The organism is Martelella mediterranea DSM 17316 (genome assembly GCF_002043005.1).
In the GTDB taxonomy this organism is placed as follows: domain Bacteria; phylum Pseudomonadota; class Alphaproteobacteria; order Rhizobiales; family Rhizobiaceae; genus Martelella; species Martelella mediterranea.
Genome location: NZ_CP020330.1, coordinates 2890825 through 2915898, shown reverse-complemented (window position 1 = coordinate 2915898; position 25074 = coordinate 2890825). Strand labels below are relative to the sequence as shown.

Below are 25074 nucleotides of genomic sequence, written 5' to 3'. Positions count from 1 at the left end.
AGGGGCTCTATGCCAGTTGACGGTTTGCCAGCGCGGTGAAAGCACCGTCCCGCGCGAGCAGTTCGTCAAAACTCCCGCTTTCGACGATCCTGCCGTTTTCAAGAACATGGATGCGGTCGGCGTGGCGGATCGTTGAAAGCCGATGCGCGATGATGATGCGAGTCGCCTTCATGCGCTCCAGCGCGGCGCTGACCTCGGCCTGGGTGACATTGTCGAGAGCGCTGGTCGCTTCATCGAACAGCACGATGCGCGGCTTGCGCACCAGGGCGCGCGCGATCAGAAGCCGTTGCTTCTGCCCGCCCGAGAAGGTTGCCGCGCCCTCGCCGACCGGCGTCTGCAAGCCCATCGGCATCGCCCTGATATCGCGCTCGAGGCCGGAATCCCTGACGGCCTGCCAGATATCGGCCTCGGTGTAGATGCCGTTGGCGGTGATGTTGTCGCGAATGCTGCCTGTCAGGAGCTTGCCATCCTGAAGGACCACGCCGATCTGCCGGCGCAGCGCGGCGGGATCGACCTTTTCAAGATCATGACCGTCATAGGCAACGCCGCCCTTTTGGGGCGTCGCGAAGCCCAGCAGCAAGCGCAGCAGCGTCGACTTGCCGCTGCCCGACGGCCCCACGACCGCCACGAACTCGCCGGGCCGGATATCCAGGCTCACATCGTCGAGGATCGGCCGGTCGGCCGCCTCATAGGCGAAGCTGGCATGGGCGATGACGATCCGGCCGCTCAACTCGCCGGGGTCTATTTTAGCGCCCGAAACCTCCGGTTCACCCGCCAGAATGGGCTCGGTGCGTTCATAGAGCGGCTTCAGCGACATCAGCGTGACGAACGCGCCGGCAAAGCCGGAGAGCCCGCCGTAAAACTGCCCGAAGGCCGTGTTGAACGCGATGAAGGTTCCGGTCGACACGTCCTCGACATAAAAGGCGAACACCGCCAGCGCGACGATATGGAAGACGATGAGAACCCCGCTCGTCAGCAGCCCCTCGCTGTAGGACAGCACGTTGGAGCGCAGCCGGAAATGCATGTCGCGGGCAAAGCGTTCGGTCCAGTCGGCAAATGCCAGCCGTTCCGCACCGTTGACCTTCAGCGTAGCAATGCCGGATACGAACTGGAAGGTTCTGGCGGACAGTTTTCCGCGCAGTTCGTATTGTTCGCGCTGGTATAGCAATTGCAGATAGGCAAAAGCCGAACTGATCAGAATGACGAACACCACGAAGCCCACGGCAATGCCGGCGAGCATGGGCTGATAATAGAACATCATCGCCAGGCTGACGGTGGAGAACAAACCGCTGAACAGGACCGAAAGGGTCGAGCCACTGAGTGCCCGGCTGAGCGCGTTGATCCCGGATGCGCGGTTCGCGAGATCGCCGACCTCGTATTGCTGGAAGAAGGAGGCCGGCAGGCGCAGCAGCCGGTCCCAGACCGCGCTCTGCACCACCGCGTCGATCCGGCCGCGCATCCGCAATTGCGTCAGCGCGCGCGCCGTGCCGAAGCCGAGCGTGGCGAACGCCGCCGCCACCAGAACGATGGTGACCTGGCGCAACTGGTCATATTCGGCTTTCGGGATGATCGTATCGAAGATATGGCCGGACACCAGCGGCGTGAGCAGCGCCAGCAGCGCCGCGCAGGCCGACGCGATCAGGATGGTGGCGAAAGCCCGGACATTGTTGCGGAACACGAAGCCGAGCAGCATGCGCGACGTCACCTTGCCGTCCGGCAGCGGTCGATAGAAGATATAGGCTTCCGGCGCGAGCGTTTCGGCAAACTGCCTGCCGACCTTGCGCTCGCGGCCCTCGGAATCGATATGGCGATAACCGAAGCGGCCGGGAATGAGGCAGGCGGGTTCGCCGCTTTCGGTAAAGGCCAGGAACGCGCCGTGGTCGCCGCGCCACCATTCCTCCGGCAGCCGGGCGCGCCTGCAGCGCACATGGTTGGCCCGGGCGATCGCCGCGATCGCCTCGCCGCGCTCCCCTTTAACAAGAGACCGTTGGGCCTTCAGCCGGATACCATCCGCCGCCGCCACGCGCGCCGCGCAGCGCGCCAGCGCATCGGGCTCCAGCGTGCCCGCTGGCTGTTTCGCCCGGTGATCGAGAAGCGCCGCCACCTCGCCGGAGGCGGCCTTCAGGCGCAGCTCTGCCGCCTGGTCGCGACGCCCGACATCGTCCCGGCCGACAAGACGATTTGTGGCCAGCATCGTTGCGATGCCTGCGAGCGCGACACGCAGCGCTTCCGCCCGCCCGCGTTGCAGCCATCCCGCCTCGGCAAGGGCTGCGCTATCATGGACCCGCGCCGTGACCGGGGCCTGCGCCTGGACCCAGAAATCCGCCGTCAGCGGCGCCAGACCCGGCCCGAGCTCGCGCCCGTCGCCTGACTTGAGAACGCCATCCGTCTCAAGCCAGAGCAATGCGCCGGCGGCGCAGACCGCCGCTCCTTCCGGTATCGAGACATGCTGCCCGGCGCGCAACGGCGCGATGCCGCGTGGCGGCAGGGCGGATGGGCAGGCAGCCAGCAGGCGGCCGATCCAGGCGTCGACGCCAGCGCCGGACGGCCCTTCTTCGGTGGCGGCGAGGCGGCAGCCGGGTGCGGGGACAACGATGATATCGGGCGCGCCTCCTTCCCAGACGACATCGGCCAGCCCGGTGAATGCGTCGCCGCCGGCGAGGCGCATGAGATGATGCAGGGGGCCGTAGATCTGCGTATCGGGGTCGACCGCGAACACGTCGGCAGCGCCCTCTTCGACAACGAAGACGCCATCAACCTCATTGAGCGGGATGGCACGCGGCATCCGGGCGGCGTCGCGGGCCTTGCGAAGCGCCGTTGGCAGGTCTGTTTGCTGGCTGTCGGTCATCCGGTCTGCTTCTCAGTGAGCGGCCACAAGGCGGGCATAGTGCCCGTCCGGCTCAGCTATCAATCGATCATGTGTGCCGCGCTGGACGATCCGGCCCTGATCGAGAACGATGATCTCGTCGCTGTCGCGGATGGTCGAGAGCCGCTGGGCGACGATCAGGCAGGCGCAGCCGCGCCGTCTAAGGTTCATGTCGACGGTCTGCTCGGTGACGGGGTCGAGCGCCGACGTCGCCTCGTCCATGATCAGCACCGACGGATCGCGCGCCAGAGCGCGGGCAATCTCGAGCCGTTGGCGTTCGCCGCCGCTGAGATTGCGCCCTGCTTCCGACAAGGCGGCATCGATCCCCTGCTCGCGCACCAGCGGCAATTGATCGAGGCAGGCATCGGCGACCGCGCGGCTGATCGCAGGTTCGGGGATCGATGTATCCCAGAGCGTGATATTGTCCCGCAATGTCCCGCTGAAGACATTGATATCCTGGCTGACCACGCCGAGCGACGAGGTCAGCGTCAGACGGTCGATCTGTTGCAGGGGGATGTCATCGAAGAAAATTTCGCCCTGCCATGGCCGGTAAAGCCCGGCAACCAGCTTGCCGACGGTCGATTTTCCCGAGCCGCTGGCGCCGACGAGCGCGATGCGCATGCCCGGCTGCAGCAGCAGCGAGAAATCGTCGAGCAGCGGCTTTTCAAGCCGGCTGTATCCGAAGGTGACATTGCGAAGCTCGACCTTGCCGACGAGCCTTACCGCGGCGGTGGCGGCCTGCGGCCGCGCCGCGGCCCCTGCCGGCTCGGCGGAACCGTAATTGATGACGTCATCGAGACGGTTGAGGTCGACCTGCGTGGTCTGCAATGACGAACCCAGTCCCACGAGCCCCGAAATCGGCCCGGTGAAACTGCCGACCAGAACCTGAAACGCGACGAGGTCGCCCACGGTCAGCCGACCGTCCAGAACGAACAGGGCGCCGAGGCTGAGAATCGCGATATGCCCCAACGCTGAAAGGGTCCCCGGCAGCAGGCCGAGCAGGTTGTTCTGCCGCCCGATGGTCTGCGACAGCGAGACGAGCTGGGCCTGGAGGCCGCCCCAGCGGGAAAACAGATCGTCCTCGAGCCCGGCGGCCTTGACCGTCTCGATCGCCGAGAGGCCGCTCATGATCGCCGAGGCCTGCTCCGCCCCGTTCTTGGCCAGAAGATGGCGCGCGTTTTCAAGCCGCAGCCAGACGACCCGCGCCATGATCAGGTTGATGACGGCCATGGCGACGACGAGCGAGGCCAGCGGCACACTGTAGGAAAACATCAGAGCGCCATAGACGACAACCGAGATCATGCCGACGATGCTGAACGCCAGCGGCCCGGAGATCATCGACGCAACCCGGCCGGCGGATCCGAGCCGGCTCGAAATATCCCCGGCAAAACGCTGGCTGAAAAAGTCCATGGGCAGGTGCAGCAGCCGCCACAGCACCTTGCGCGTCATGTCGATGCTGACCCTGGCCGAAAACCGCATCAGGTAATGCTTCTGCAGCCAGCTCAGAAGCAAGCTCAGCCCGCCGGCCACGACATAGGCCGCAAGCAGCGGCCGGACCCAGTCCTCCTGTCCGCCGACAAGGAAGCCATCGACATAGATCTTGCTGAGCGCCGGTATCACGATGCCGGGTATGACCATCAGGAGCGTTACCAGCAATATGAAGGCGAAGGGTCCTGCCGTGCCGCGCGAAAGCTGCCTCAACTCGCGCAGGACCGATGGCTTCTCGCCGCCGGTCTTAAAATCCGGCCCGGGCTCGACGGTCACCACGATGCCCGTGAAATCCCTATCCATCTCCGACCAGGCGACGCGCCTGCGCCCCTGCGCCGGGTCATTGATCTGGGCGCCCTTGCGGTCGATCTTTTCCAGCACGACGAAGTGATTGAAGCGCCAGAAGATGATGGCAGGCAGCGTTACCTCGCGCAGTCTCTCCAGTCCGACCTTGAAGCCTTTTGCCTCGCAGCCGAAGCGTCTGGCGGCCTCGATCAGGCTCCAGGCGTTCGAGCCATTTCGCGACACGCCGCATTCGAGCCTCATCCTTTCAAGGGCGACCCATCGGCCGTGATGGGCCAGCACCATGGCAAGACAGGCAGCCCCGCATTCGACCGCCTCCATCTGCAGGATGGTCGGCGTTTTTGCGTTGCGAAAGATCCTTCCCGGTCTCAGCGCCGAAAACCGTTTCGTCATGCCCGCGCTCCGCCAGTCATTGATCGAGACCGAGGACGCGGCGGATCGCGGGTATCACCAGAACGATCGGCGGAACCTGCTCCACGGCGACATCGGCATCGGCCAGCGTGCCGGTCCGGACCTTCATGTTCGGGCCGTGCCCCGAAGTCCATTTCAATCCGGAGGGCGAGGCCGCGTCCTTTTCCAGTTGCACGCCGAAGGCGATCGGGGGTTCGCTGCCGGCAAGCGCCTTGGCCAGCGTTTCGTTGCCGAGCTGACGCGCGACGGCGGTGTCGCTTTGCGGGTCTTCGCTGACCCAGACGACCTTTCCGCGGATCGTGCCGAAACGGGAGGCCTCAACGGTGGATGGCGAAACATTGACTTCCATCCCCGCCAGGACTTTCTTTCCGTGCAGGGGGTTGGCGAAAAACACCCCTTCGATATCGGTGTTGACGGGCTGAACCGTCACGATGGGGGATCCCGGCTGCACAAAGGAGCCGATGCTGGCGTCGACCGCAATGACCCGCCCGGACATGTCGGACAACACCTTTCCGCCGCTATCGAGCGTGTCTTCGAGATCGGCGAGGTTTTCCTGGGCCTTCAGCAGCCGGTCGCTCATCGCCTGAAACGCCGTGGTCTTCTGGTTTTCAAGCTCGAGCCGCTTGGCCGCGAGCTGTTCCTTGTCGAATTTGTTCCCATCCAGATTTGCGGATGCCTCAATGAATGAGTCCCGGGCCTGTTCAAGCCTCAGCGGCGTTATCGCGCCATCGCTGCTGGCCTGTTCGAAGCCCTCCAGAATTTTCTTCCGGCTGTCGAGCTGCTGCTCGTCCCACGCGATCTGGCGCTCCAGATCCTCTTCCTTCTGCTTGAGGTCGGCCATCTGTTGCGGCAGCAGGTTGTTCCAGTAGGTTTCCAGCAGGTCCTGCTCTGTCTTCAGCGAGCGCAGCGTCCGTTCTGCCTCGCGCTTGTCCTCGGCCACGGAGACGATTTCGATGGATGCCAGAAGCTCGCCCTTTTCGACCGTATCGCCGAGTTGAACCGGCAGCGAGCGCAATATGCCGGAATGGGTCGCCACAAAGTCGCGGGTCTCGCCATAGGCCGGACCGAGAATGCCCTTGCCCTGCACAAAGGTCGTCACCGTGCCGAAAATGCTCCAGTAGATCGCGCCGCAGAAGACGAGCGCGATCGCGATCGCCACGACCCAGCCGCTCGGGCCGACGACACGCATCAGACTGTCAGTGCTTTCAGGGGTCTGGAGATGTTTGAGAGCGGATTCGCGATAGACCTGCTTGCGGGGCTCTTCGGGATTGGACATGAACTTGGCGCACTTTCGATATTCTTGGAGCACGATGTTACGGTGCTCGATTTCCACGTCCGAAAAACCGCCCAGCCTGCATTTCGCTGCGTTCAGAACTAATCCGTCGCTCGCGGAGCGGGATCCGCTCCTGCGAATGTTGGCGTTCGAGAAAACTGCCGAGAACGATCTTTAGAGTCTTGCTGGCTGGCAGCCCAGTACCGCTTGTTAGATCTTTAGTCACCTACCAGGATGGTCGCCCTTAACGTCTGTCTTCACCATCGCCAATTAAGTCGCTCCCGGCGACTTCCATTCTGGAAGTCTACGCTAGTCAGGCCCTCCATTCGCCCCTGGGCACTTTTCACTGGAGGAACGTCTCTTTCAGAAAAGAGCTTCTTCAGCCGTAAGCAGCTTTCGCCCAAGTCGCCCAATCCGGCGACCTGAGTGGCGATTTAGTCATAGTCGGGATCATCCCTCAAGACATCCGCGACCCGCTTGGCCGCCCTTAAAAATCCCGCCTTCTCGGCATCGGCTTCCGCACCAGCACTAATCGCTTCAGCGATAGCGCCACCTGCTGCGACGCCTACTGCCATCGACCCCGCAATTGCGATCCCCTTGGCGATATCAGGATGCGCTTCAGCCTCGCTCTTGGTCCAGTTATATGCGGAAGAAGCGGCGCTACCGACATCGTCCGCCCCTGTTTTAATTCCGTCCCAAACATCGCCAAAGACACCGCCACCAGCGACGACTTGCAGCTCCTCTTGATTGAGCTCATCCATGTTCGTTTCGTCCGACTTGGCTGGACAAATGCCGTTTGCAGAAGCTTTCATAAGACAACCTTCCGTCAGATTGGATTTATTAAGAAAGGAAACACACGACCCGACATTCTTCACGCAACCCCGTTTCCGGCCTCGATCATCATCCGACGTGGAGCGGCGATACTCAAACCGCTCGACGCAATCACCGGCTTATATGGCTTGGACCGACGGCGGTCAGCTTGTTGAAAGCCTGTTCGGACACCTCATCGCCGGCGACATACTTCATTTCCCTGAGCAAGTTTCTTAGTTCCATTTTTTCGAGCTTAGGACCCCTCTATTTCCGACCTTCGTCGGCTTACCCTTCGGCGACGATGGTCCAACGCGACCAGCTGTGCGGTCAGTCGGATTCGTCGAACATATCGCGCATGTTGTCTTTAAAGGAAAGTCCGTTGGGCTTCAGCGCCACGTCGGCCGCCGCATCTTCGCCTGCGTCTGCAAGCAAATATGCGACGCCGCCGACAGCCGCAATGCCAACAGCCCCAATCCCAGCAGCAACGTAAGGATGCTTCTCGGCTTCGTTCTTAACCCATTTGCCCGCCGTCGCAGCCGCATGACCGACATCTTCGGCACCCTGTTCAAGATCACTCAAGGCATCACCGAAAAAACCTCCGCCAGAGACACTTTGGAGGTTCTCCGGGCCGAGCTCCTGGAGCTCGGTATCGTCGGTCTCCGGACCGGCCAGTTTTTTACCTTCGTTTGTCATCCTAACTCCTTCATAGAAAAGTGTCGCATTGCTTGCCACGTGATCGCCTTTGCCGTCGTTCATCGCGCAGCGATCTATCAGAAGCCCACTGGGTTTTCTTCTCATGGTCGGCGATTGAATCTCCGATATCCTCCACAGAAATACCAACAAATCCAATGACTTAATGGAATGTCGGCAAGCGTGACGGAATTATCAATGGTCTGCTTTATCTCATCAGCACCAGTCGGCAGAGGCGTCCCAGATGCCCTTGGCGACATCCTTGACACCGGTCTCAAGCGCCGATCCGGCCTTGGACGCCGCATCGCCAACCCAATCCGCTGCTTTAGCGACATCCGCGGCGCCAGTTTCGACTACATTCTTGACCGTCGCGCCAACATCTTCGACACCATTTGCCACAGCGTTCGCCAAACCATCGGGCAGGGCAATGCCGGGCATGAGCATCGAGCCGCCGGAAGCCGCCTGCAGTTCCTCGGAGCCCAATTCCTTGATTTCAGCTTCATCTGCGCCCATCGGCGATTTGATGTTCTCGTTTGCCATTTCTGCTCTCCATAGAATTCAGTTTTCAAACGGCCACAGCTAGCGGACACGGATTTGGCATCCGGCTGCGAAGTCTGTCCGACATTCGCGAAGCCGGCCAGTCATCGTCACCCAGACTCACGACTTCCAATCGAACAACCAATGGATACCCGCCAAGAGAAGTAAATAATACTAAGTCAAAAATATCAAATAAAAAATGGACTATTGACGAATTTTAACATTGTTACTTAGTTATATTGCGTTACGAGACGTAACTAAAAGTAACTATGATAGCGCAATCTTGAGATGATCAGGCACGATGGGTAAATGCCTTCGCTCCATGGCGTTGAAAGAGGTCTGCGTCGAGGAGGCACGCTGCCGCCATCCCGACCGCCGAGATAAAGCGGGCTCTGCGACGCTGCACGATAATGAATTGCGATAGCCCCCGCCAAAGACGGCAATGCTCCCAACGCTGGTGCAACAGAGGGGACTCTTTCCTTCGAAGGGATGTAACCAAAAAGGGGGACGGGACGGCCCGCGGCGCGGGCTCACCCTCTGTCCGAGGTGTCTTAAGCCTCGTCCTCTTCCGAAGCGCTGTCTTCCTCCGCCGCTTCGACGCGCTTGCGCTCGACAATCCGCGCCGCATAGATCGCGACCTCGTAGAGAAGCACGGTCGGCAGCGCCAGACCGAGCTGCGAGAGCGGATCGGGCGGGGTCAGGATGGCGGCGATGATGAAGGCGATCACGATCGCGAATTTGCGCTGCTTGGCAAGCCATTGCGACGAGACAAGTCCGACGCGCGCCATCAGCGTGGTGACCACCGGAAGCTGGAAAACCAGACCAAAGGCCAGCACCAGCGACATGATCAGACTGAGATATTCCGAAACCTTCGGCAGCAGCGAGATCGCCACCTCCCCCTCTCCCGCGGATTGCTGCATGCCAAGGAAGAACAGCATGACCACCGGGATCAGGAAGAAATAGACGATGGCGCCGCCAAGGATGAACAGGATCGGCGATGCGACCAGGAACGGCAGAAAGGCCGAACGCTCGTTCCGGTAAAGACCGGGCGCAACAAAACTGTAGACCTGGAAGGCGATCACCGGAAACGCCAGAAGCAGGCCGCCAAACAACGATATCTTGATCTGGGTGAAGAAGAATTCCTGCGGCGCGGTATAAATGAGCTGCATCTTCTCCGGATCATGTCCGGACCAGATCACCGCCCATTTATAGGGCAGAACCAGAATGTTGAAGAGATCCTTGGCGAAGGCGAAACAGAGCAGAAAGCCAAGGAAAAAAGCCACCAGAGACCAGACAAGGCGCTTTCTGAGCTCGATCAGATGCTCGACAAGCGGCTGCGGCTTGTCGTCGATATCGTTCTTTACGCTCATCGCCCGCTCCTGCGTCCACCGGACGATTTCGATTTGACCGGCCTGGGCGCGGCCTTGAAGCCGGGCCTGTGGCTGACAAGCTTTTCGTCCCGGGGCTTCGAGACCAGCGCCGGTGCAGCCTCGTCCTTTTTCGCCGCCGCCTTGTCGAACGCATTGACGGGCGAGACATCGGGGTTTGTGCCGGGCGTGGGATAGGACGCCTTCTTCAGCTCCGGCCCATCGGCTTTGGGCTTAGGCTTGTTGTCGAGCGCGGTCGATTTCCTGAGGTCGGAGTCGATATCCCGCGCGGTCTGGCGCAATGGATTGATCGCGTCGCGCAACTGATTGGCGGGATTGATTCTTCTGACGTCCCGGATCGCCGTCGAGACGTCTTCCATATCCGCCTCTTTTAGCGCATCGTCCATCTGTGACCGGAAGTCGGACGCCATGCGCCGAAACTTCGTCATGGTCTTGCCGAAGGTCCTCAGCACATGCGGAAGTTCGCGGGGCCCAACGACAACGACCAGCACGATCGCCACGACCAAAAGCTCGGTCCAGCCAATGTCAAGCATTCACATTCTCCTGCGGCCAGCCGTTGCCGGCTGCCCGGCATCAGCCCTGCTTGGTCTCGTCTGCCCTGTGGTCAACAGTGTGCTCGACGGTCTTGTCCTTCTCCGCCGGCTTTTCGTCGTCGTCCGAAATGCCCTTCTTGAAGCTCTTGATGCCCTTGGCGACATCGCCCATGAGTTCGGGAATCTTGCCGCGGCCGAAAAGCAGCACGACAATCGCCAGAATGATGAGCAGCTGCCAGATACCGAGATTACCCATAACCAAATCTCCTGTTACTTAGGTGTCTCTGGTGTAAGGCGTTTGCTCGCGATTTTCAAATACCAAAATAGTCTGATCGTCGACTTCGATGAAAACCCGTCCCACGCCCTCACCGATCGCGCCGGCGGAAATGCTGGCGTCGACAACATGCGACGTACCCTCGATCCTCAGCCGGAACAGTTCCTGGGTACCGAGAAAGCGGCGTTCGAGCACCTCCGCCGGCTGGCCGGAAAGCGTCGCCTCCTGGCTCAGACGGATATCGCCGGGGCGGATCGCGATCGTGACAGGGCCGTCCGGCATGGCGGCGGCGACCGACCGGCTACCGAAAGGAATCTCAACCCGTCCCGCTTCAACTTTTCCTTCGAAACGATTGATTTCAGAGAAGAAAGAGGCGGCGAACAGGCTCTCCGGTCGGGAAAACAGCGCGCGCGGCGTGCCCGTCTGCACCAGATGTCCGTCCTTCAGCAAGGCGATCCTGTCGGCCACCCCCATCGCCTCGCCGGGGTCGTGCGTAACGATCATGACGGTCGCGCCGGTCTCGCGCAGAACGGCCAGCGTTTCGGCGCGCACCTGATCCTTCAGCCGCGAATCGAGGCCGGAAAACGGTTCGTCCATCAACAGTACGGAAGGGCGCGGGGCGACGGCGCGCGCCAGCGCCACGCGTTGCTGCTCGCCGCCCGACAGCATATGCGGATATTTGTCGCGGTAGCCGGAAAGCCCGACGCGCGCGAGAGCCTCGCCGACGGCGGCCTGCCGTGACGCTCTTGGCAGGCGCTGCAGGCCGAAGGCGACATTGTCGGCGACCGTCATATGCGGAAACAGCGCGAAATCCTGAAACATCAGCCCGATGCCGCGCCGCTCCGGCGGCAGGAAGGTCGACGGCCCGGTCACCTCGACGCCATCGATCAGCAGCCGGCCGTGATGCGGCTGTTCAAGGCCGGCGGCGATGCGCAGAAGCGTGCTTTTTCCCGAACCGGACGGCCCCAGCAGGCACAGCACCTCTCCGGGCGCGGCAGACAGCGACACGCCCTTGACGACGTCGCCCTGGCCATAGCCGTGGCGGATATCTTCGAAACCGAGCCGCGCGGTCTGACCGCTCTCAGCTACAGGGCGCCGGGCAAAATTCATCGCCGCTCCAGAACGTTTTGCCTCGCCATACATCGGCGCGACGGCTTTTTCTAGAGCTTATTCATCATGTTTACCGCCCGGTGTCAAAAGCCCCAGATCCTCGAGGTCGGCGGCATCCAGCGGCTCTTCGTCATCGGTGAGGTCTTCGTCGTCATTGAGCGGCAGCGGTATCTGGAAGCCGGGCGGTATCCGGCCAGACAGCAGGCCCGCGCCGCGCAACTCCTCGAGGCCCGGCAGGTCGCGGATTTCCTCAAGGCCGAAATGATCGAGAAAACTGCGGGTCGTGCCCATGGTCACCGGACGACCAGGCGTGCGCCGGCGTCCGCGAAAGCGGACCCAGCCCGCCTCCATCAGCACGTCGAGCGTGCCCTTGGAGGTCTGAACGCCCCTGATTTCCTCGATCTCGGCGCGGGTCACCGGCTGGTGGTAGGCAATGATCGACAACACTTCGAGTGCTGCGCGGGTCAGCTTGCGCGCCTCGCGCTCGCCGCGATGGATGACGAAGGAGAGATCGGCTGCGGTGCGGAACGCCCAGTGATCCTCGACCCGCACCAGATTGACGCCGCGATTGCGGTATTGTTCGGCAAGGCCCGCCATCAGCTCGGCCACATTGACCCCGTCGGGAATGCGCTCAGCGATATAGGCCTCGCTCACCGGCTCGGCGGAGGCGAAAACCAGCGCCTCGGCGATCCGCTCGGCCTCCAGCATCCGTTCCGGGCTCAACGACTCATCGTTGTCCTCGGGCTCGCTCATTCGGCGGCCTCGCCGGTGAAGGGCTCGCTCCTGCCTCTGCCGCGGCGCATCATCAGCGGCGCGAAGGCTTCGTCCTGCCTCAGGTCAAGCCTGCCCTCGCGCGCCAGTTCCAGCGAGGCGGCGAAGGTGCTGGCGATCGCGGTGCGCAGATCCTCCGGCCGGGTGAGATAGCGCAACAGGTAGCGATCGAGCGCGGTCCATTCGCCGATCTCGCCGATCAGCCCCTGCAAGAGCTCGCGCGCATCGGTGAGCGACCACACGTGACGCAGGGCGATCGTCACCTCGCTGACCGCCGCGCGCTGGCGCATATTGGCATAGGCGTCCAGCAGCTCGTAAAGCGACGCCATGTAGCTGGAGCCGGTTTCATCGGGGATATGTTCCGGCGCGCCGCGGCGGAACACGTCCCGGTCGAGCCGGTTGCGGTTGACGAGCTGGCTTGCGGCATCGCGCATCGCCTCCAGCCGCTTGAGGCGGAAGGCGAGCGTGGCCGCCATATCCTCGCCGGAAGGCTCCTGGTCGCTCGGCCTTTTGGGAATCAGCAGCCGCGACTTCAGATAGGCGAGCCAGGCGGCCATGACCAGATAATCGGCGGCAAGCTCGATGCGGATGCGACGCGCGCTTTCGATGAAGGCGAGATATTGCTCGGCCAGCGCCAGAACCGAAATCCGGGCAAGATCAACCTTCTGGGTCCGCGCCAGATGCAGAAGCAGGTCGAGCGGCCCCTCGAAACCGCCCACATCGATCACCAGAACGGCCTCACCGGCGGCGCGCACCTCGACGGTCGCATTCTCGTTTTCGGGGAAGAAGCTTTCCTGCATGATCAGCTCCTCGCCTGAAGAATGTCGTCGAGACGGCGGGACAGCGCGGCGAGATTGGCGTCATCGGCCGCAGGACGGCCATCCAGTGCGCGATCGCTGCGGATCAGGGATACGCCGGCAAGCGCCGGGGCGGCATCGGCGACGGCGCGCATCTCGTCCATCTTGCCGTTGCAATGCAGGATGATGTCGATGCCGGCAGCAGCGACAGCACGGGCGCGCTCGCCGATATCGCCGGCCAGCGCGTTCATCGAGATATCGTCGGAGATGATCAGCCCGTCGAAACCGATCGAGCCGCGCATCACCTGCTCGACCACCTTCGCCGAGGCCGAGGCCGGGTTCTCGGCATCGACCGCCTCGAAAAGTACATGGCAGGTCATCGCCATCCGGATGCCTGTCAGCTCGCGAAACGGCCGGAAATCGCGCTCGGCAAGCAGCGCCAGCGGCTCTTTGACCACCGGCAGGCCGATATGGGAATCGGCAAGGCCGCGCCCGTGGCCGGGCATGTGCTTGATCACCGGCAGCACGCCGCCGGCCTTCAGCCCGTCGGCCATGGCCTGCGCCAGAACCCGCACCTGTTCCGGGTCAGACCCGAAGGCGCGATTGGCGATGAAGCCGGTATCGGGTTCCGGCGGCATGTCGAGCACCGGGGCGCAGTCGACATCGACGCCAACCGACAGAAGGTCCGCGGCAATCAGCCGCCCGCAGGCATAGGCCGCCTCTTTCGCCTCATCGGGAGAGCTGGCGTAGAGCCTGCCGATCACCGAGGCGGGGGGATAATCGCGCACCAGCGGCGGGCGAAGACGACGCACCGTGCCGCCCTCCTGATCGATCAGAACCGGGGCATTACGACCGACAGCCGCGCGCAACTCCGCCGTCAGCGCCCTTATCTGCTCCATCGTCTCGACATTGCGGCCGAAAAGGATGAAGCCCCAGGGCTGCTCCGCGCGGAAGAATGCCCTCTCCTCGTCGCTGAGGCGGGCGCCGGCGCAACCGAGAATCATGGCTTTCGGGGCGTTTGTCATGGGCGAATCATATGAGATCGGGGCCAAAGCTCGAACAGGCCCCGTCATTCATGCACAATTTTGTGTGGTCCTGCACTGCAAAAACACCAATTCCGCGTCAAACGCGGAATAAATCAGCGCGGAACGAAGCAGCTTCCGCCTTCCGCCTTGTAGCGTTCGCACAGCGAAAGCGCTTCGGAAAGGCTGGATGCACCGATGCGTACCCGATAGAACGTCCCCTTGCCTGCAATCGTCGCAGGAACGATCTCCACCGGTCGCCGTCCGAGGACCGAGGGATGCTGGGCGCTGAGCCGCCGATAGGCCTGCTGCGCCTCCTCGACCGAAGGCAGCGATGCGATCTGCATAGCGTAGGCAGATGTCGACTGCGCGCTCGGCTGAGGCGCAGCTGCGGCAGGTGCCGTAGCGGCAGACGCGGTGACCGACGCGGCTGCTGCGGGAGCCGGGCTGGCGGCGGCAACGCGCGCGGGCGCGCCGCCGGGCGGCCGCGGCATCGGCAGCGGCACATTGGCGATGCCGAAATCCTGTACCGGCTCTTCCGTCGCGGCCGGCTCCTCCGTCGCATCGCCGGCATCCAGAGCAGCGGCGTCAGCCACGGTGGCAGGCTCGGTAACGGGCGGCGTTGCCGTTTCGTCCGACCCTCCAGAAGCCGGCGCCAAGGACGGCGTCGCGGTCTCACCGCTCGCGCCGGCATTCGCACTATCCTGAGGCATGGAGGTGACAAGCTGACCGGTTTCATTCGGCAGCGCGGTCTGAGTCTCAAGCTTTCTGACCCCGGACGAAGACGAACTGCTGATTTGAAGCGGTTCGCGCTCGACCAGCGTGCCGTCCGGCCTGACGATCATGGTTCTGACCTTGCGCGGCTCGAGACCGCCTGTATCGGCAGTGCCGCTCGCGGCACTGCCGGCCAGCGGGTTGGGCGCGACGCTTTCGACATCGGTCGGCTCCTGGTCGGAGGCGATCAGGCTGTTCTGACGCGGCGCCTCGGCCAACGTTCCGGACACATCATTGAAGACGGCGTTGTCCTGGTTGGGGACAACCTCGCCACCCGGATCCTCCGGCGCCTCTTTGACGCTCGAATTCTCCGCGGTGATGACCACCGGTTCGCCGCCGCTGTCGCCGGCGAAATAGCGCATGCCCGCGAACACGAACAGCACGGCCAGCGCAACCGCGGCAATGCCGATCAGGGCGACGCGCCCTGCCCCAAGGAAGGTCGCAGGCAGCAGGCCCGGACGGCGCTCGCGATCGTCAAAGTCGTAATAGTCCTCATCGGCCGCGGTTTCAAAGCCCTCCGCAGCCTCGTTGTAGCCAGCCTGCGGAGGCACTGTCTGCCGAAGGGGCTCGTCATAAGCCTCGCCCTGCGCCGCGCCATAATAGTCAAGCTCCTCGGGCAGGTCCGGCTGCGCCGGCGCCTCCTGCAGCGGATCGACCAGAGCCGGCTGGCTCGCCAGTACATCGGCAAGCTCCTCGTCGAGATCGAATTCGTAGGGCTCGGCGGAGGCGCGGGCCGGCACGACTTCGTCATCGCCCATAGGCGGCAGGTCGAGTTCGTCAACCGGCGCGGGCGGCTCCTCTGTCGAAATCAGCGCTGCCGGATCGAAATCGCCGTCACTGTCGTCGTCGCCGGCCGCCACGTCGTCCAGCGGTCCCGGGCCGTCATCGGCCAGTTCGAGCTCCGAAAGCTCAAGCGCGATTTCGTCGAGGTCGAGATCGAGCTCCTGATCCTCATGCGCCGCCGGCTGGCGCGGCTCTGGCTCGTATGCGGGTTCCGGTTGGTATTCCGGTTCCGGTTGGAGCGGAGGCTCCGGCGCGTATTCCGGCTCCGGCGGGTATGGCGGCGGGGACGCAACGGGCTCATCGACGGGCGGCATTACATCGGACTGACGGGGCTGTTGCGGCTCGTATCCGCCAAGCGAGCCGCGCAATTCGAAGCTGCCGAAATCATCCGGCTGCTCTTCCTCGGGCGCGGGCTCGGCCGGCATGCTGTCCCAGATCGAAGCAGGCTGCTCCTCGGGCTCGAAGGGCTGGGGCTCGTCGTAGCGTTCCTCCTCTTCCGGCGCGAAGGATGGCTCGGCCGCATGGCGCGACGGCGGGTCGGAACGTTCGGAAGGACCGCGAAAGGAATCGAACTCGCGCAACAGCTCGTCCGTCAGGTCATCCGCCGTTTCCGGCGGATACGGACCTTCCTGTCGGCGCGGCGGCTCATTGTCGGACGTGCCGATCAGCCTCGCCAGTTCGGCAAAGGGATCGTCCCCGTCAAAGCCGCCATTATTGCCGCTACCCGGCTTGTTCTTGTCTGCCATTTTCAAACCACCAATGCTGCCATCGGCCGCAAGGCCGACGGGAGAGTGCAGGTGGACCTAACGCATTTCCTGCGGCGCGTCGGTTCCCGTGAGAGCCAGTCCGGAACGCAATACGGCAGCGACAGAATATACGAGTCCGAGCTTCGCAATCGTTGATTGTCTGTCACTCTCATTAATAAAGCGTAACTCCTGCTTTTCCTTCCCTTTATTCCAATGGGAATGGAATTGCGACGCCAGATCATAGAGATAAAACGCCAGCCGATGCGGCTCGTGCATTGTCGCCGCCGATTCGACTACCCGCGGATATTCCGCAAGCCTGGCTACAACTCTAAGTTCTTCCGGCTCGTAAGTCGCCTGCTTTACCGCATCTTCCAGTGTTTTTTGTGAAATATCCAGTCCCGGGAAGTTCTCCTGGGCCTGCCGCAGGACAGACATGCAGCGCGCATGCGCATACTGGACATAGAATACCGGATTGTCCTTGGATTGCTCGGTAACCTTGGCGAAGTCGAAATCGAGCGGCTCGCTGCTCTTGCGATACAGCATCATGAACCGCACGGAATCGCGGCCGACCTCGTCGACGACCTCGCGCAGCGTCACGAAATTGCCGGAGCGCTTCGACATCTTGAGTTCCTGCCCGCCGCGCATCAGCTTGACCATCTGGCACAACAGCACCGTCAGCTTCGCCTTGCCGCCGGACACCGCCTTGGCGAGCGCTTCCAGCCGCTTCACGTAGCCGCCGTGGTCGGCGCCGAGAATATAGACCATCTCGTCGAAGCCGCGTTCGTACTTGTCGCGGAAATAGGCAACGTCGGCGGCGAAATAGGTGTAGCTGCCATCCGACTTGATCAGCGGTCGATCGATATCGTCACCCACTTCGGTGGAGCGGAACAGCGTCTGCTCGCGATCCTCCCAGTCTTCGGGCACCTGCCCCTTCGGCGGCGGCAGCGTGCCCTTGTAGACATGGCCCTTGAAGGTGAGGTCGTTGATCGCCGAACGGATCGCCGCAGCATCGTCGGCATGAAGCTGCCGCTCGGAGAAGAACACCTCGTGGGTGACGTTGAGGGCGGCGAGATCGGCGCGGATCATCTCCATCATGGCATCGATCGCCCGGTCCTTGACGATCGGCATCCACTGGTCTTCCGGCAGATTAAGCAGCGATGGTCCAAATTCCGCCTTCAGCGCTTCGCCAACGGGTACGAGATAGTCGCCGGGATAAAGCCCCTCCGGGATGTCACCGATCGTCTCGCCCAGCGCCTCGCGATAGCGCAGGAATGCCGAGCGGGCGAGCACATCGACCTGGGCGCCGGCATCGTTGATGTAATATTCCTTGGTCACCGCGAAGCCGGCGTAATCCAGGATATTGGCGAGCGTGTCACCCACCACCGCGCCGCGGCAATGGCCCACATGCATCGGCCCGGTCGGATTGGCGGAGACATATTCGACGTTGATCTTGCGGCCCTTGCCAATTTCGCTGCGGCCGAAATCCTCGCCTTCACGGACCAGCGCCAGCAGAACGCGCTGCCAGTAGCGCGGCGAAAGCCGGATATTGATGAAGCCCGGGCCGGCGATCGAAAGCTCGGCGATATCCTCATCGGCCTCAAGCGCGGCGACGATCTTTTCGGCAAGGTCGCGCGGCTTGGTCTCAAGCGGTTTGGACAGCACCAGCGCGGCGTTGACGGCAATATCGCCATGGCTCGGGTCGCGCGGCGGCTCAACCACGATGCGGGCGAAATCCAGCGTGTCGCGCTTTTCCGCGATTTCGGCAATCGTCAGCAGTTGTTCGTTCAGTCTCTGTTCGAAATCGGTAAAAAGGTTCATGTCAATTTCCATCCGCCGCCGCGCGACCGGCGCAAAAGGGCGCAGTTTGCCGCGCTCCTACCGTAAATCAGGGGTATGGTCAAACAACTGGCGGTGCGTGTTGTAGGCATAGGTGTCGGTCATGCCGGCGAGATAGTCGGCGACATGCCGGGCAAGCTGGGCCGGCTCCAGCCGCTCGATCCCCTCGCTCCACGAATGCTCGCCCATCAGCTTCGGGTCGTCGATATAGGCGTCGAAGAGGTCGGTAACGATCTGCGCCGCGCCCTTGCGGATCACCATGATATTCGGATTGCGGTAGATATGGTGGAACAGCAGCTTCTTGATCTGGCGATCGATCTCCGCCATCGCCGGCGAGAAGGTCGCCAGCGTCATGCCGGCGCGGCGAACCTCATCGGCCGATTGCGGCGCGACCGTGCGCAGGTTCTCCTGGGCAACGCCGATCACATCCTCGACCATCGCCGTGATCTGCCGGCGCATGATCTCGTTGGTGAAGCGGCTCGATTCCAGCCCGGGATAGCGATCGCGAACCTCATACATCAGGCCGGCCAGAAACGGCACCTCCTCCAGCATGTCGTAGCTCAGATAGCCGGAGCGCAGCCCGTCATCGATATCGTGCGTGTTGTAGGCGATATCGTCGGCGATCGCGGCCACCTGCGCCTCCATGCTGGCATGGGTCGAAAGCCAGAGATCATGGCGGGCGCAATAGTCGAGGATCGGCTGCGGAACCGGCCCGCCAATGCCCTTCCCCTCGGCGTCCTGCAAGGGGCCGTTATGCTTGACCAGTCCCTCCAGCGCCTCCCATGTCAGGTTGATTCCGTCGAACTCGGCGTAGCGGCGCTCCAGCTTGGTCACGATCCTGAGCGATTGCGCATTATGGTCGAAGCCGCCATAGGCCGCCATCTTCTCGTGCAGCGCATCCTCGCCGGTATGGCCGAACGGGGTATGGCCGAAATCATGCACCAGCGCCACGCCTTCCGCGAGGTCCTCGTCCAGACGCAACGCGCGAGCGAGCGAGCGGGCGACTTGCGCGACCTCGATCGTGTGGGTCAGGCGTGTGCGGTAATGATCGCCGTCATTGGCGATGAACACCTGGGTCTTGTGCTTCAGCCGGCGGAAGGCGGTGGTGTGGATGATCCGGTCGCGGTCGCGCTGGAATGGCGAGCGCGTCAGGCTGTCGGGCTCGGGATAGAGCCGGCCGCGGCTTTTCCACGGATTGCAGGCATAGGGCGCGAGCGCCACATCGCCGAAACCCAATGCCGATTTGTCGATTGTCATGCTTATTCCTGTCGCGGGAAGCGTTCCTGCTTGCGTCCTGCCGGCCACCCGGTTGCAGATAGACCGTTGACGGCTGTCATCGCCGTTCTTAACTAAGATCAAAGGCCATTGGAAGGCGTGGATCATTCCGTGCGCCAAAACACCGATTTCAGCCCGCCTGCCGGGCTCAGGAGACTGACAATGGACACCAAGACTGTCACGCTTTCAGAGGCGGCGGCCAAGAGGATCGCCGCAATCATCGCAGCCGAAGACGGCAAGAAGGCCTTGCGCGTTGCCGTGGAAGGCGGCGGCTGCTCCGGCTTCTCCTACAAGTTCGATCTCGCCGAAGACCCCGAAGCCGATGACGTCGTGATTACCCGCGGCGACGCAAAAGTGCTGATCGACGAGATTTCACTGGTCTACATGGCCGGATCGGAAATCGACTTCGTCGACAACCTGCTCGGCCAGTCCTTCCAGATCCAGAACCCGAACGCGGTCGCAAGCTGCGGCTGCGGCACCAGTTTCTCGATCTGATTGTTCTTGCAAAAGCGCTGCGCTGGCTGCCACTCGTGGGCGCTCGGCACCTTCTCCGAACGACGTTCGAAGGCCGGGCCAAGGGGCGTCTGCGGCAGCCTTCATTTTGAGGCTTCTGGCATCAATGCCCCTTTCGCCGCACGGCGATTTATTTTTTAATCATCTGATTGACTAAAGAACGACAAGTGATTACGTTCAATTTATAGCGCTTGGCGTTATGACCAAATTCATCGTGGGTTGGTTAAGTCGGCCGTCTACCGACCTTGGCCTTTCAGGCAGCCGCGTTCGCGATGACCTCCAGGAACACCCCGGCATATCCCTGCGCCGGGGTGTTCTTTTTTATTCAGGCCCGTCATATGATCGCGCCATCGCGAGCAACGCCTGGACAACCAGCAGAACAGCTCCGTTCCCGACACACCAGCAAAACAAAACGCCCCGGACGCGGTGTCCGGGACGCTGCAAAAGCCGGGGCCCCCAAGGCAGCCCCCGCTCGGCTTCAGGCATCGATCGTCTTGCCCGCCCGCTCCGGAATGAGGAGCGAAAGCAGGATGGCCGAAATGCCCGACAGGGTGATCGGCGTCGCGAACACCTTCTGGATGATATCCGGCATCTGCTGCATCGACTGGGGCACCAGGGTGACGCCAAGCCCGAGGCCGAACGAAACCGCCATGATATAGACCTTGCGATGGTCGATCGGCTCGGAGGCAATAATCCTGATCCCCGCGACAGCGATCGATCCGAACAGCACCACGGTTGCCCCGCCGAGCACGGGCTTCGGCACCAGCAGGAACGCCCCGCCGATGATCGGGAAGAAGCCGAGCACCACGAGGATACCCGCGATATAGAACCCGACATGGCGGCTGGCGACGCCCGTCATCTGGATAACGCCGTTGTTCTGGCTGAAGGTCGTGTTCGGGAAGGTGCAGAACAACGCCGCAATCCCCGAATTTATGCCGTCGGCGAGCACGCCGCCCTTGATGCGGTCCAGATAGACATCGCCCTGAACCGGCTCGCCCGAAATAACCGAGTTTGCCGTCAGGTCCCCGGTCGTCTCGATCGCGGTGATCAGGTAGACGAAAGCGATCGGGATGAACAGGCCGAGATCGAAATCCAGGCCGAACTTCAGCGGCACGGGAACGGCAAACAGGGGCTGTGTGCCGAGTTGCGAAAAATTCACCATGCCGAAGAAGATTGAAACGATGAAGCCAACCAGAAGGCCGAGCATGATCGCCGCGATCCTGACCATGGGCTGTTTCGAGAACGAGAAGAAGATGATCACCGCAACAACGAGCAGGCCGAGGAAGATATTGACCGGCGCGCCAAGCGCTTCTCCGGCGCCGGCGCCGCCGGCAAAATCCGTGAAGCCCGATTTCACCAGGCTGAGGCCGATCACGGTGATGACGATGCCGGTCACCGTCGGCGTGACAATGCGGCCCATCCGGGTGATGAACTGGCTGAGCACGATCTCGACCACGCAACCGACGAGGCAGAGCCCGAAAATCATCGCCAGAATGTCCTCCGGCGTGCCCCCCCTGCCCTTGACCGCGAAACCCGCCGCCAGAATGACGCCGAGAAAGGCGAAGCTGGTGCCCTGAACGCTGAGAAGGCCGGAGCCAACCGGCCCCATGCGCCGGCACTGAATGAAGGTCGCGACGCCCGAGACGAACATCGACATGGCCAGAAGATACGGCATGTGAACGCCAAGCCCCAGAGCGCCGCCGATGATGAGCGTCGGCGTGACGATGCCGATGATGCTGGCCAGAATGTGCTGTATGGCAGCCAGAAACGAGGCGCCCGGCGAAGGCACGTCGTTGAGTTTGTATATGATATGATGTTGATCGGACATTAGTTCATCCCCCGCGGCCCTGGCCGCTTGTTATCGCTCGCACTTACACGAATGTCCCAAGCAACATCCGTGCCACAAATGTGTCACATAATGTTTCATGCGCGCAAGAAGCGAAAATTATGCCCATTACACGTTTCGCATCCCGGCGACTGTCCGAGGCAGCCTGAAGCGGCATGGCTTGCGCCTCGCGCCTGAGGCACGAATTCATGCAACGAGAACGCGAACTGCTCATTTCTGTGGCAAATCACAAGGGAAGCGCAGCCGACGAAACCGCGCCCTGCCGACCTGCCGTTTGCCCGTCTGGCTATCGGCCGTGCCAAAGACATGTTGATTAACGCCGGCCGGGGGCTTCCTTGCCCGCCCCTGATCCGGCATGATCGCGCGACCCGGTTGCCGCGACGCAAGCGTCGTGAAGGATGGCTTCTCTGAAACGCCTGGCACGGGCGAAACGGTTTCCCCAATGCGGTCGCGGACACGGATTTTGACATGAAGATAGCCACCTGGAACATCAACGGCATCAAGGCGCGGCAGGAAAACCTGGTCCGGTGGCTGGAAATGGCATCGCCCGACATTGTCTGCCTGCAGGAGATCAAGTCCGTCGATGAGAATTTCCCGGCGACCCCCTTTCAGGACCTCGGCTACCACGTGGAGACGCACGGCCAGAAAGGCTTCAACGGCGTAGCACTTCTGTCGAAGAAAGCGCCGGAAGACGTCCAGCGCGGCTTTTCAGATGGCCATGATGATGATCAGTCGCGCTATATCGAAGGTGTCTTCAGCGTGAAGGACGGTGTGATCCGCGTCGCCTCCATCTATCTGCCGAACGGCAATCCCGTTGACACGCCGAAATATCCCTACAAGCTTGCCTGGATGGAGCGTTTGAAAGCTCTGGCCAAAGAGCGGCTCAGCCTTGAGGAACCGCTGGTGCTGGCGGGCGACTACAATGTCATTCCGCGCCCCTGTGACTGCCACGATCCCGCCGTCTGGGCGGGCGACGCGCTGTTCCTGCCGCAGACCAGAGAGGCCTTTTCAGAATTGCTCGGGCTGGGGCTCTACGATGCCGTCGCCGGCGCCGACGAGGCCGGAGGTCAGTACACATTCTGGGATTATCAGGCCGGAGCCTGGCAGAAGAACAACGGCATCCGCATCGATCATATGCTGCTATCGGCCGAAGCCGCCGACAGGCTGGCGGCCACCTCGATAGACAAGAGTGTACGAAGCTGGGAAAAGCCATCCGACCATGTGCCGGTGATCTGCCAGTTTGATTGCGCCTGGGCCTAGAAACTTTGAGGTTTGGATGCCGGCTGCGCCACACATTCGGATGTGTGGCGCCTCAGGGAGAACCGGTGCTCATATTATGCGCGAGCGCTATCGCGCCGCGGCGGTCATTCTCGTCCACCACGGAAAAGCACTTTTCCTGCAGATCACGAATCCAGCTGCAATCGCCGATCTGGCAACGATCGGCCGCCATGGTGAGATATGCAAGACCGAGCACCGGCTGGCCTTCGTTGAAGATCAGGTCGCCGAAAACGGCCATCGCACTGATATTGCCGTTCTTTCTGGCGAGGTTCAGCCATTTCTTGGCGAGGCGCACATTCTTCGCGCCGCCCTCGCCATTCAGGATCATCTGGGCGAGTTGAAACTGCGCCTCGGGATTGCCGAAGACGGAAGCGGCCTGAAAGTAAAGTTGACGGGCCTGCGCCAGGTCCTTCTCCACCGGCGTATCCGGAATGCCGGCCTTGTAGTAGCCGGCAAGCGCGAGAAGCGCATTGACATAAAATCCGGTATCGGGCGAGCCGGGTTCGACATCGTGGTTGACGATCTCCGCATAGGCCTTGAAGGCCTCATAGTCGTTTTCCGGCACGCCATCACCGAACGCATACATATTCGCGAGTGCCCAGCGCGAGCCGGTATGGCCCTTCTCGGCCGCATAGCGATAGGCTTCGACCGCCTTTTGCTTGTCGCCGTTCTTGTAGGCCTTGAAGCCGAAGCGGAAGAGATCGAAACGCCCGGAATCCTTGGGTATGTCATTGGAGATATCAAAGGCCGATACCGGCGCGCTGGCCATGACGAACAAGCCCGCCGCCACCACATACACGCCTGTCTGTCTCAGAATTGCCTTCATCATCAAACGATTTCACCACGTTGTCGAGGGCGCAAAGATCTTGTCGGATAAAACCGCGATCGCACGTCCGGCGGACTGCTGCGCGCTCTGTCCCCTTTCACATGCCCCGTGTTTGTGGCGGGAAATAGACGCTAACGCCGAGATCGTTTGTACGAGAGAACTGAAACAATTGCTGTGACAGAAGAGCCACAGTCATCGGATTCATTGGAAAGCGTTAACATGCCGATGATGCGGGAAGGCCTCGGCTCTCCCGCCAAGCGCACCGACCCGCGCTCCAGGCGAGGTCTCGGACAAACGCTGCCCGTTCACCTCCAGATCCCGTGTGGAACCATCGCCCCAATTGCCTTGCTCTATTGCGGAAGTCGCTTCGCCATACTACACATCGCTCACCGCTTCGCCGATTGCGGGGAAGCGATGCAGGTTGCGGCTTAACTTCGCCAAAACGCACCCGGAAAGGTCGATACCCCTTCTCCGACGCGACCAGGCGGAAGTCGAGCCATTCCCGTGTTCGGGAAGACCTGTTGCGGGCGTGGCGAAACTGGTAGACGCAAGGGACTTAAAATCCCTCGACCGGATGGTCATGCGGGTTCGACCCCCGCCGTCCGCACCAGCCTATCGGAGAACAGCAACCAGGCGCTCAGTCGACGCTTCCAGCGGTGCACAGTCGGACCGAAAAAGCGGCGAATCATATCCAGATCAGCTCGGCGTTTTACAGCAATACCGCCCATCCCAGAGAACGAGCGCCTGGTCGCCGAAATACTGCAGAGCTGAATGAACTCCGCGTCAGCCATTGCGCCTCATTGACGTCCGCAGACAAAGCAGGTGCCGACTTCCGCAATCGAGGCCATCCGGACAATCGGCAAGGAGACCCGGCTCGCCGGCCGCAAAACACAGAGAACGTCACCGCTCTTCTGCACAACGAAA

Annotated in this window: 20 protein-coding genes and 1 tRNA gene; 3 read left to right on the top strand and 18 right to left on the bottom strand. The window is 62.0% G+C overall.

What is annotated here, in order from left to right; translation table 11 throughout:
- Window positions 1-7 precede the first annotated feature (7 nt).
- From Mame_RS13590 to Mame_RS13515, 16 genes are all read right to left on the bottom strand, one after another.
- Window positions 8-2848, bottom strand: coding sequence for an NHLP bacteriocin export ABC transporter permease/ATPase subunit (locus tag Mame_RS13590; RefSeq protein WP_018063023.1), 2841 nt, complete (start codon window positions 2846-2848; stop codon window positions 8-10).
- A 12-nt stretch (window positions 2849-2860) separates the two neighbouring features.
- The gene (locus Mame_RS13585; protein WP_018063022.1) at window positions 2861-5050 is read right to left on the bottom strand and encodes an NHLP family bacteriocin export ABC transporter peptidase/permease/ATPase subunit; all 2190 of its coding nucleotides are present in this window, start codon (window positions 5048-5050) and stop codon (window positions 2861-2863) included.
- 16 nt (window positions 5051-5066) lie between these two features.
- A complete protein-coding gene (locus Mame_RS13580; RefSeq protein ID WP_079920802.1) occupies window positions 5067-6344 on the bottom strand; it encodes an NHLP bacteriocin system secretion protein in 1278 nt (425 codons plus the stop codon).
- 431 nt (window positions 6345-6775) lie between these two features.
- Window positions 6776-7153 carry a hypothetical protein gene (locus tag Mame_RS13575; RefSeq protein ID WP_018063019.1) on the bottom strand — a complete coding sequence of 126 codons (378 nt, stop codon included), beginning with the start codon at window positions 7151-7153 and terminating at the stop codon, window positions 6776-6778.
- 325 nt (window positions 7154-7478) lie between these two features.
- Window positions 7479-7907 (bottom strand): hypothetical protein, encoded by a 429-nt coding sequence (locus Mame_RS13570; RefSeq protein ID WP_018063018.1) that lies wholly within the window; start codon window positions 7905-7907, stop codon window positions 7479-7481.
- A 150-nt stretch (window positions 7908-8057) separates the two neighbouring features.
- Window positions 8058-8381, bottom strand: a complete 324-nt coding sequence (locus tag Mame_RS13565) for a hypothetical protein (protein ID WP_018063017.1) — start codon at window positions 8379-8381, stop codon at window positions 8058-8060.
- A gap of 548 nt (window positions 8382-8929) precedes the next feature.
- Window positions 8930-9748 (bottom strand): twin-arginine translocase subunit TatC, encoded by an 819-nt coding sequence (gene tatC / locus Mame_RS13560; protein ID WP_018063016.1) that lies wholly within the window; start codon window positions 9746-9748, stop codon window positions 8930-8932.
- On the bottom strand, window positions 9745-10299 hold the full coding sequence (tatB, locus tag Mame_RS27685) for a Sec-independent protein translocase protein TatB (RefSeq protein ID WP_018063015.1): 555 nt from the start codon (window positions 10297-10299) through the stop codon (window positions 9745-9747). Before tatB ends, tatC begins: the two co-directional genes overlap by 4 nt.
- Before the next feature lie 40 nt (window positions 10300-10339).
- Window positions 10340-10555, bottom strand: coding sequence for a twin-arginine translocase TatA/TatE family subunit (locus tag Mame_RS13550; protein WP_018063014.1), 216 nt, complete (start codon window positions 10553-10555; stop codon window positions 10340-10342).
- Between the two features lie 18 nt (window positions 10556-10573).
- The gene (locus tag Mame_RS13545; protein WP_018063013.1) at window positions 10574-11683 is read right to left on the bottom strand and encodes an ABC transporter ATP-binding protein; all 1110 of its coding nucleotides are present in this window, start codon (window positions 11681-11683) and stop codon (window positions 10574-10576) included.
- Between the two features lie 57 nt (window positions 11684-11740).
- Window positions 11741-12436: an SMC-Scp complex subunit ScpB gene (scpB, locus tag Mame_RS13540; RefSeq protein ID WP_018063012.1), complete on the bottom strand. Its 696-nt coding sequence runs from the start codon at window positions 12434-12436 to the stop codon at window positions 11741-11743.
- Window positions 12433-13254 (bottom strand): segregation and condensation protein A, encoded by an 822-nt coding sequence (locus tag Mame_RS13535; RefSeq protein ID WP_018063011.1) that lies wholly within the window; start codon window positions 13252-13254, stop codon window positions 12433-12435. Before Mame_RS13535 ends, scpB begins: the two co-directional genes overlap by 4 nt.
- Before the next feature lie 2 nt (window positions 13255-13256).
- Window positions 13257-14276 carry a beta-N-acetylhexosaminidase gene (gene nagZ / locus Mame_RS13530; RefSeq protein WP_033409423.1) on the bottom strand — a complete coding sequence of 340 codons (1020 nt, stop codon included), beginning with the start codon at window positions 14274-14276 and terminating at the stop codon, window positions 13257-13259.
- Window positions 14277-14389: 113 nt separating this feature from the next.
- Window positions 14390-16576, bottom strand: a complete 2187-nt coding sequence (locus Mame_RS13525) for an SPOR domain-containing protein (protein WP_018063009.1) — start codon at window positions 16574-16576, stop codon at window positions 14390-14392.
- Window positions 16577-16633: 57 nt separating this feature from the next.
- Window positions 16634-18394 carry an arginine--tRNA ligase gene (gene argS / locus Mame_RS13520; RefSeq protein WP_018063008.1) on the bottom strand — a complete coding sequence of 587 codons (1761 nt, stop codon included), beginning with the start codon at window positions 18392-18394 and terminating at the stop codon, window positions 16634-16636.
- A 57-nt stretch (window positions 18395-18451) separates the two neighbouring features.
- On the bottom strand, window positions 18452-19669 hold the full coding sequence (locus Mame_RS13515) for a deoxyguanosinetriphosphate triphosphohydrolase (RefSeq protein ID WP_018063007.1): 1218 nt from the start codon (window positions 19667-19669) through the stop codon (window positions 18452-18454).
- 180 nt (window positions 19670-19849) lie between these two features.
- Here Mame_RS13515 and erpA point away from each other — a divergent pair, with 180 nt between their 5' ends.
- Window positions 19850-20182 (top strand): iron-sulfur cluster insertion protein ErpA, encoded by a 333-nt coding sequence (gene erpA, locus Mame_RS13510; protein WP_018063006.1) that lies wholly within the window; start codon window positions 19850-19852, stop codon window positions 20180-20182.
- Window positions 20183-20678: 496 nt separating this feature from the next.
- On the opposite strand, the gene Mame_RS13505 is transcribed toward erpA, so the two are convergent.
- Window positions 20679-22028, bottom strand: coding sequence for a uracil-xanthine permease family protein (locus Mame_RS13505; RefSeq protein WP_018063005.1), 1350 nt, complete (start codon window positions 22026-22028; stop codon window positions 20679-20681).
- Window positions 22029-22514: 486 nt separating this feature from the next.
- On the opposite strand from Mame_RS13505, the gene xth reads away from it, so the two are divergent.
- Window positions 22515-23306: an exodeoxyribonuclease III gene (gene xth / locus Mame_RS13500; protein ID WP_018063004.1), complete on the top strand. Its 792-nt coding sequence runs from the start codon at window positions 22515-22517 to the stop codon at window positions 23304-23306.
- A gap of 52 nt (window positions 23307-23358) precedes the next feature.
- On the opposite strand, the gene Mame_RS13495 is transcribed toward xth, so the two are convergent.
- Window positions 23359-24153 (bottom strand): tetratricopeptide repeat protein, encoded by a 795-nt coding sequence (locus Mame_RS13495; protein WP_018063003.1) that lies wholly within the window; start codon window positions 24151-24153, stop codon window positions 23359-23361.
- A gap of 520 nt (window positions 24154-24673) precedes the next feature.
- Between Mame_RS13495 and Mame_RS13485 the strand changes: the two genes are divergently transcribed.
- A tRNA-Leu gene (locus Mame_RS13485) sits at window positions 24674-24760 on the top strand.
- Window positions 24761-25074 lie beyond the last annotated feature (314 nt).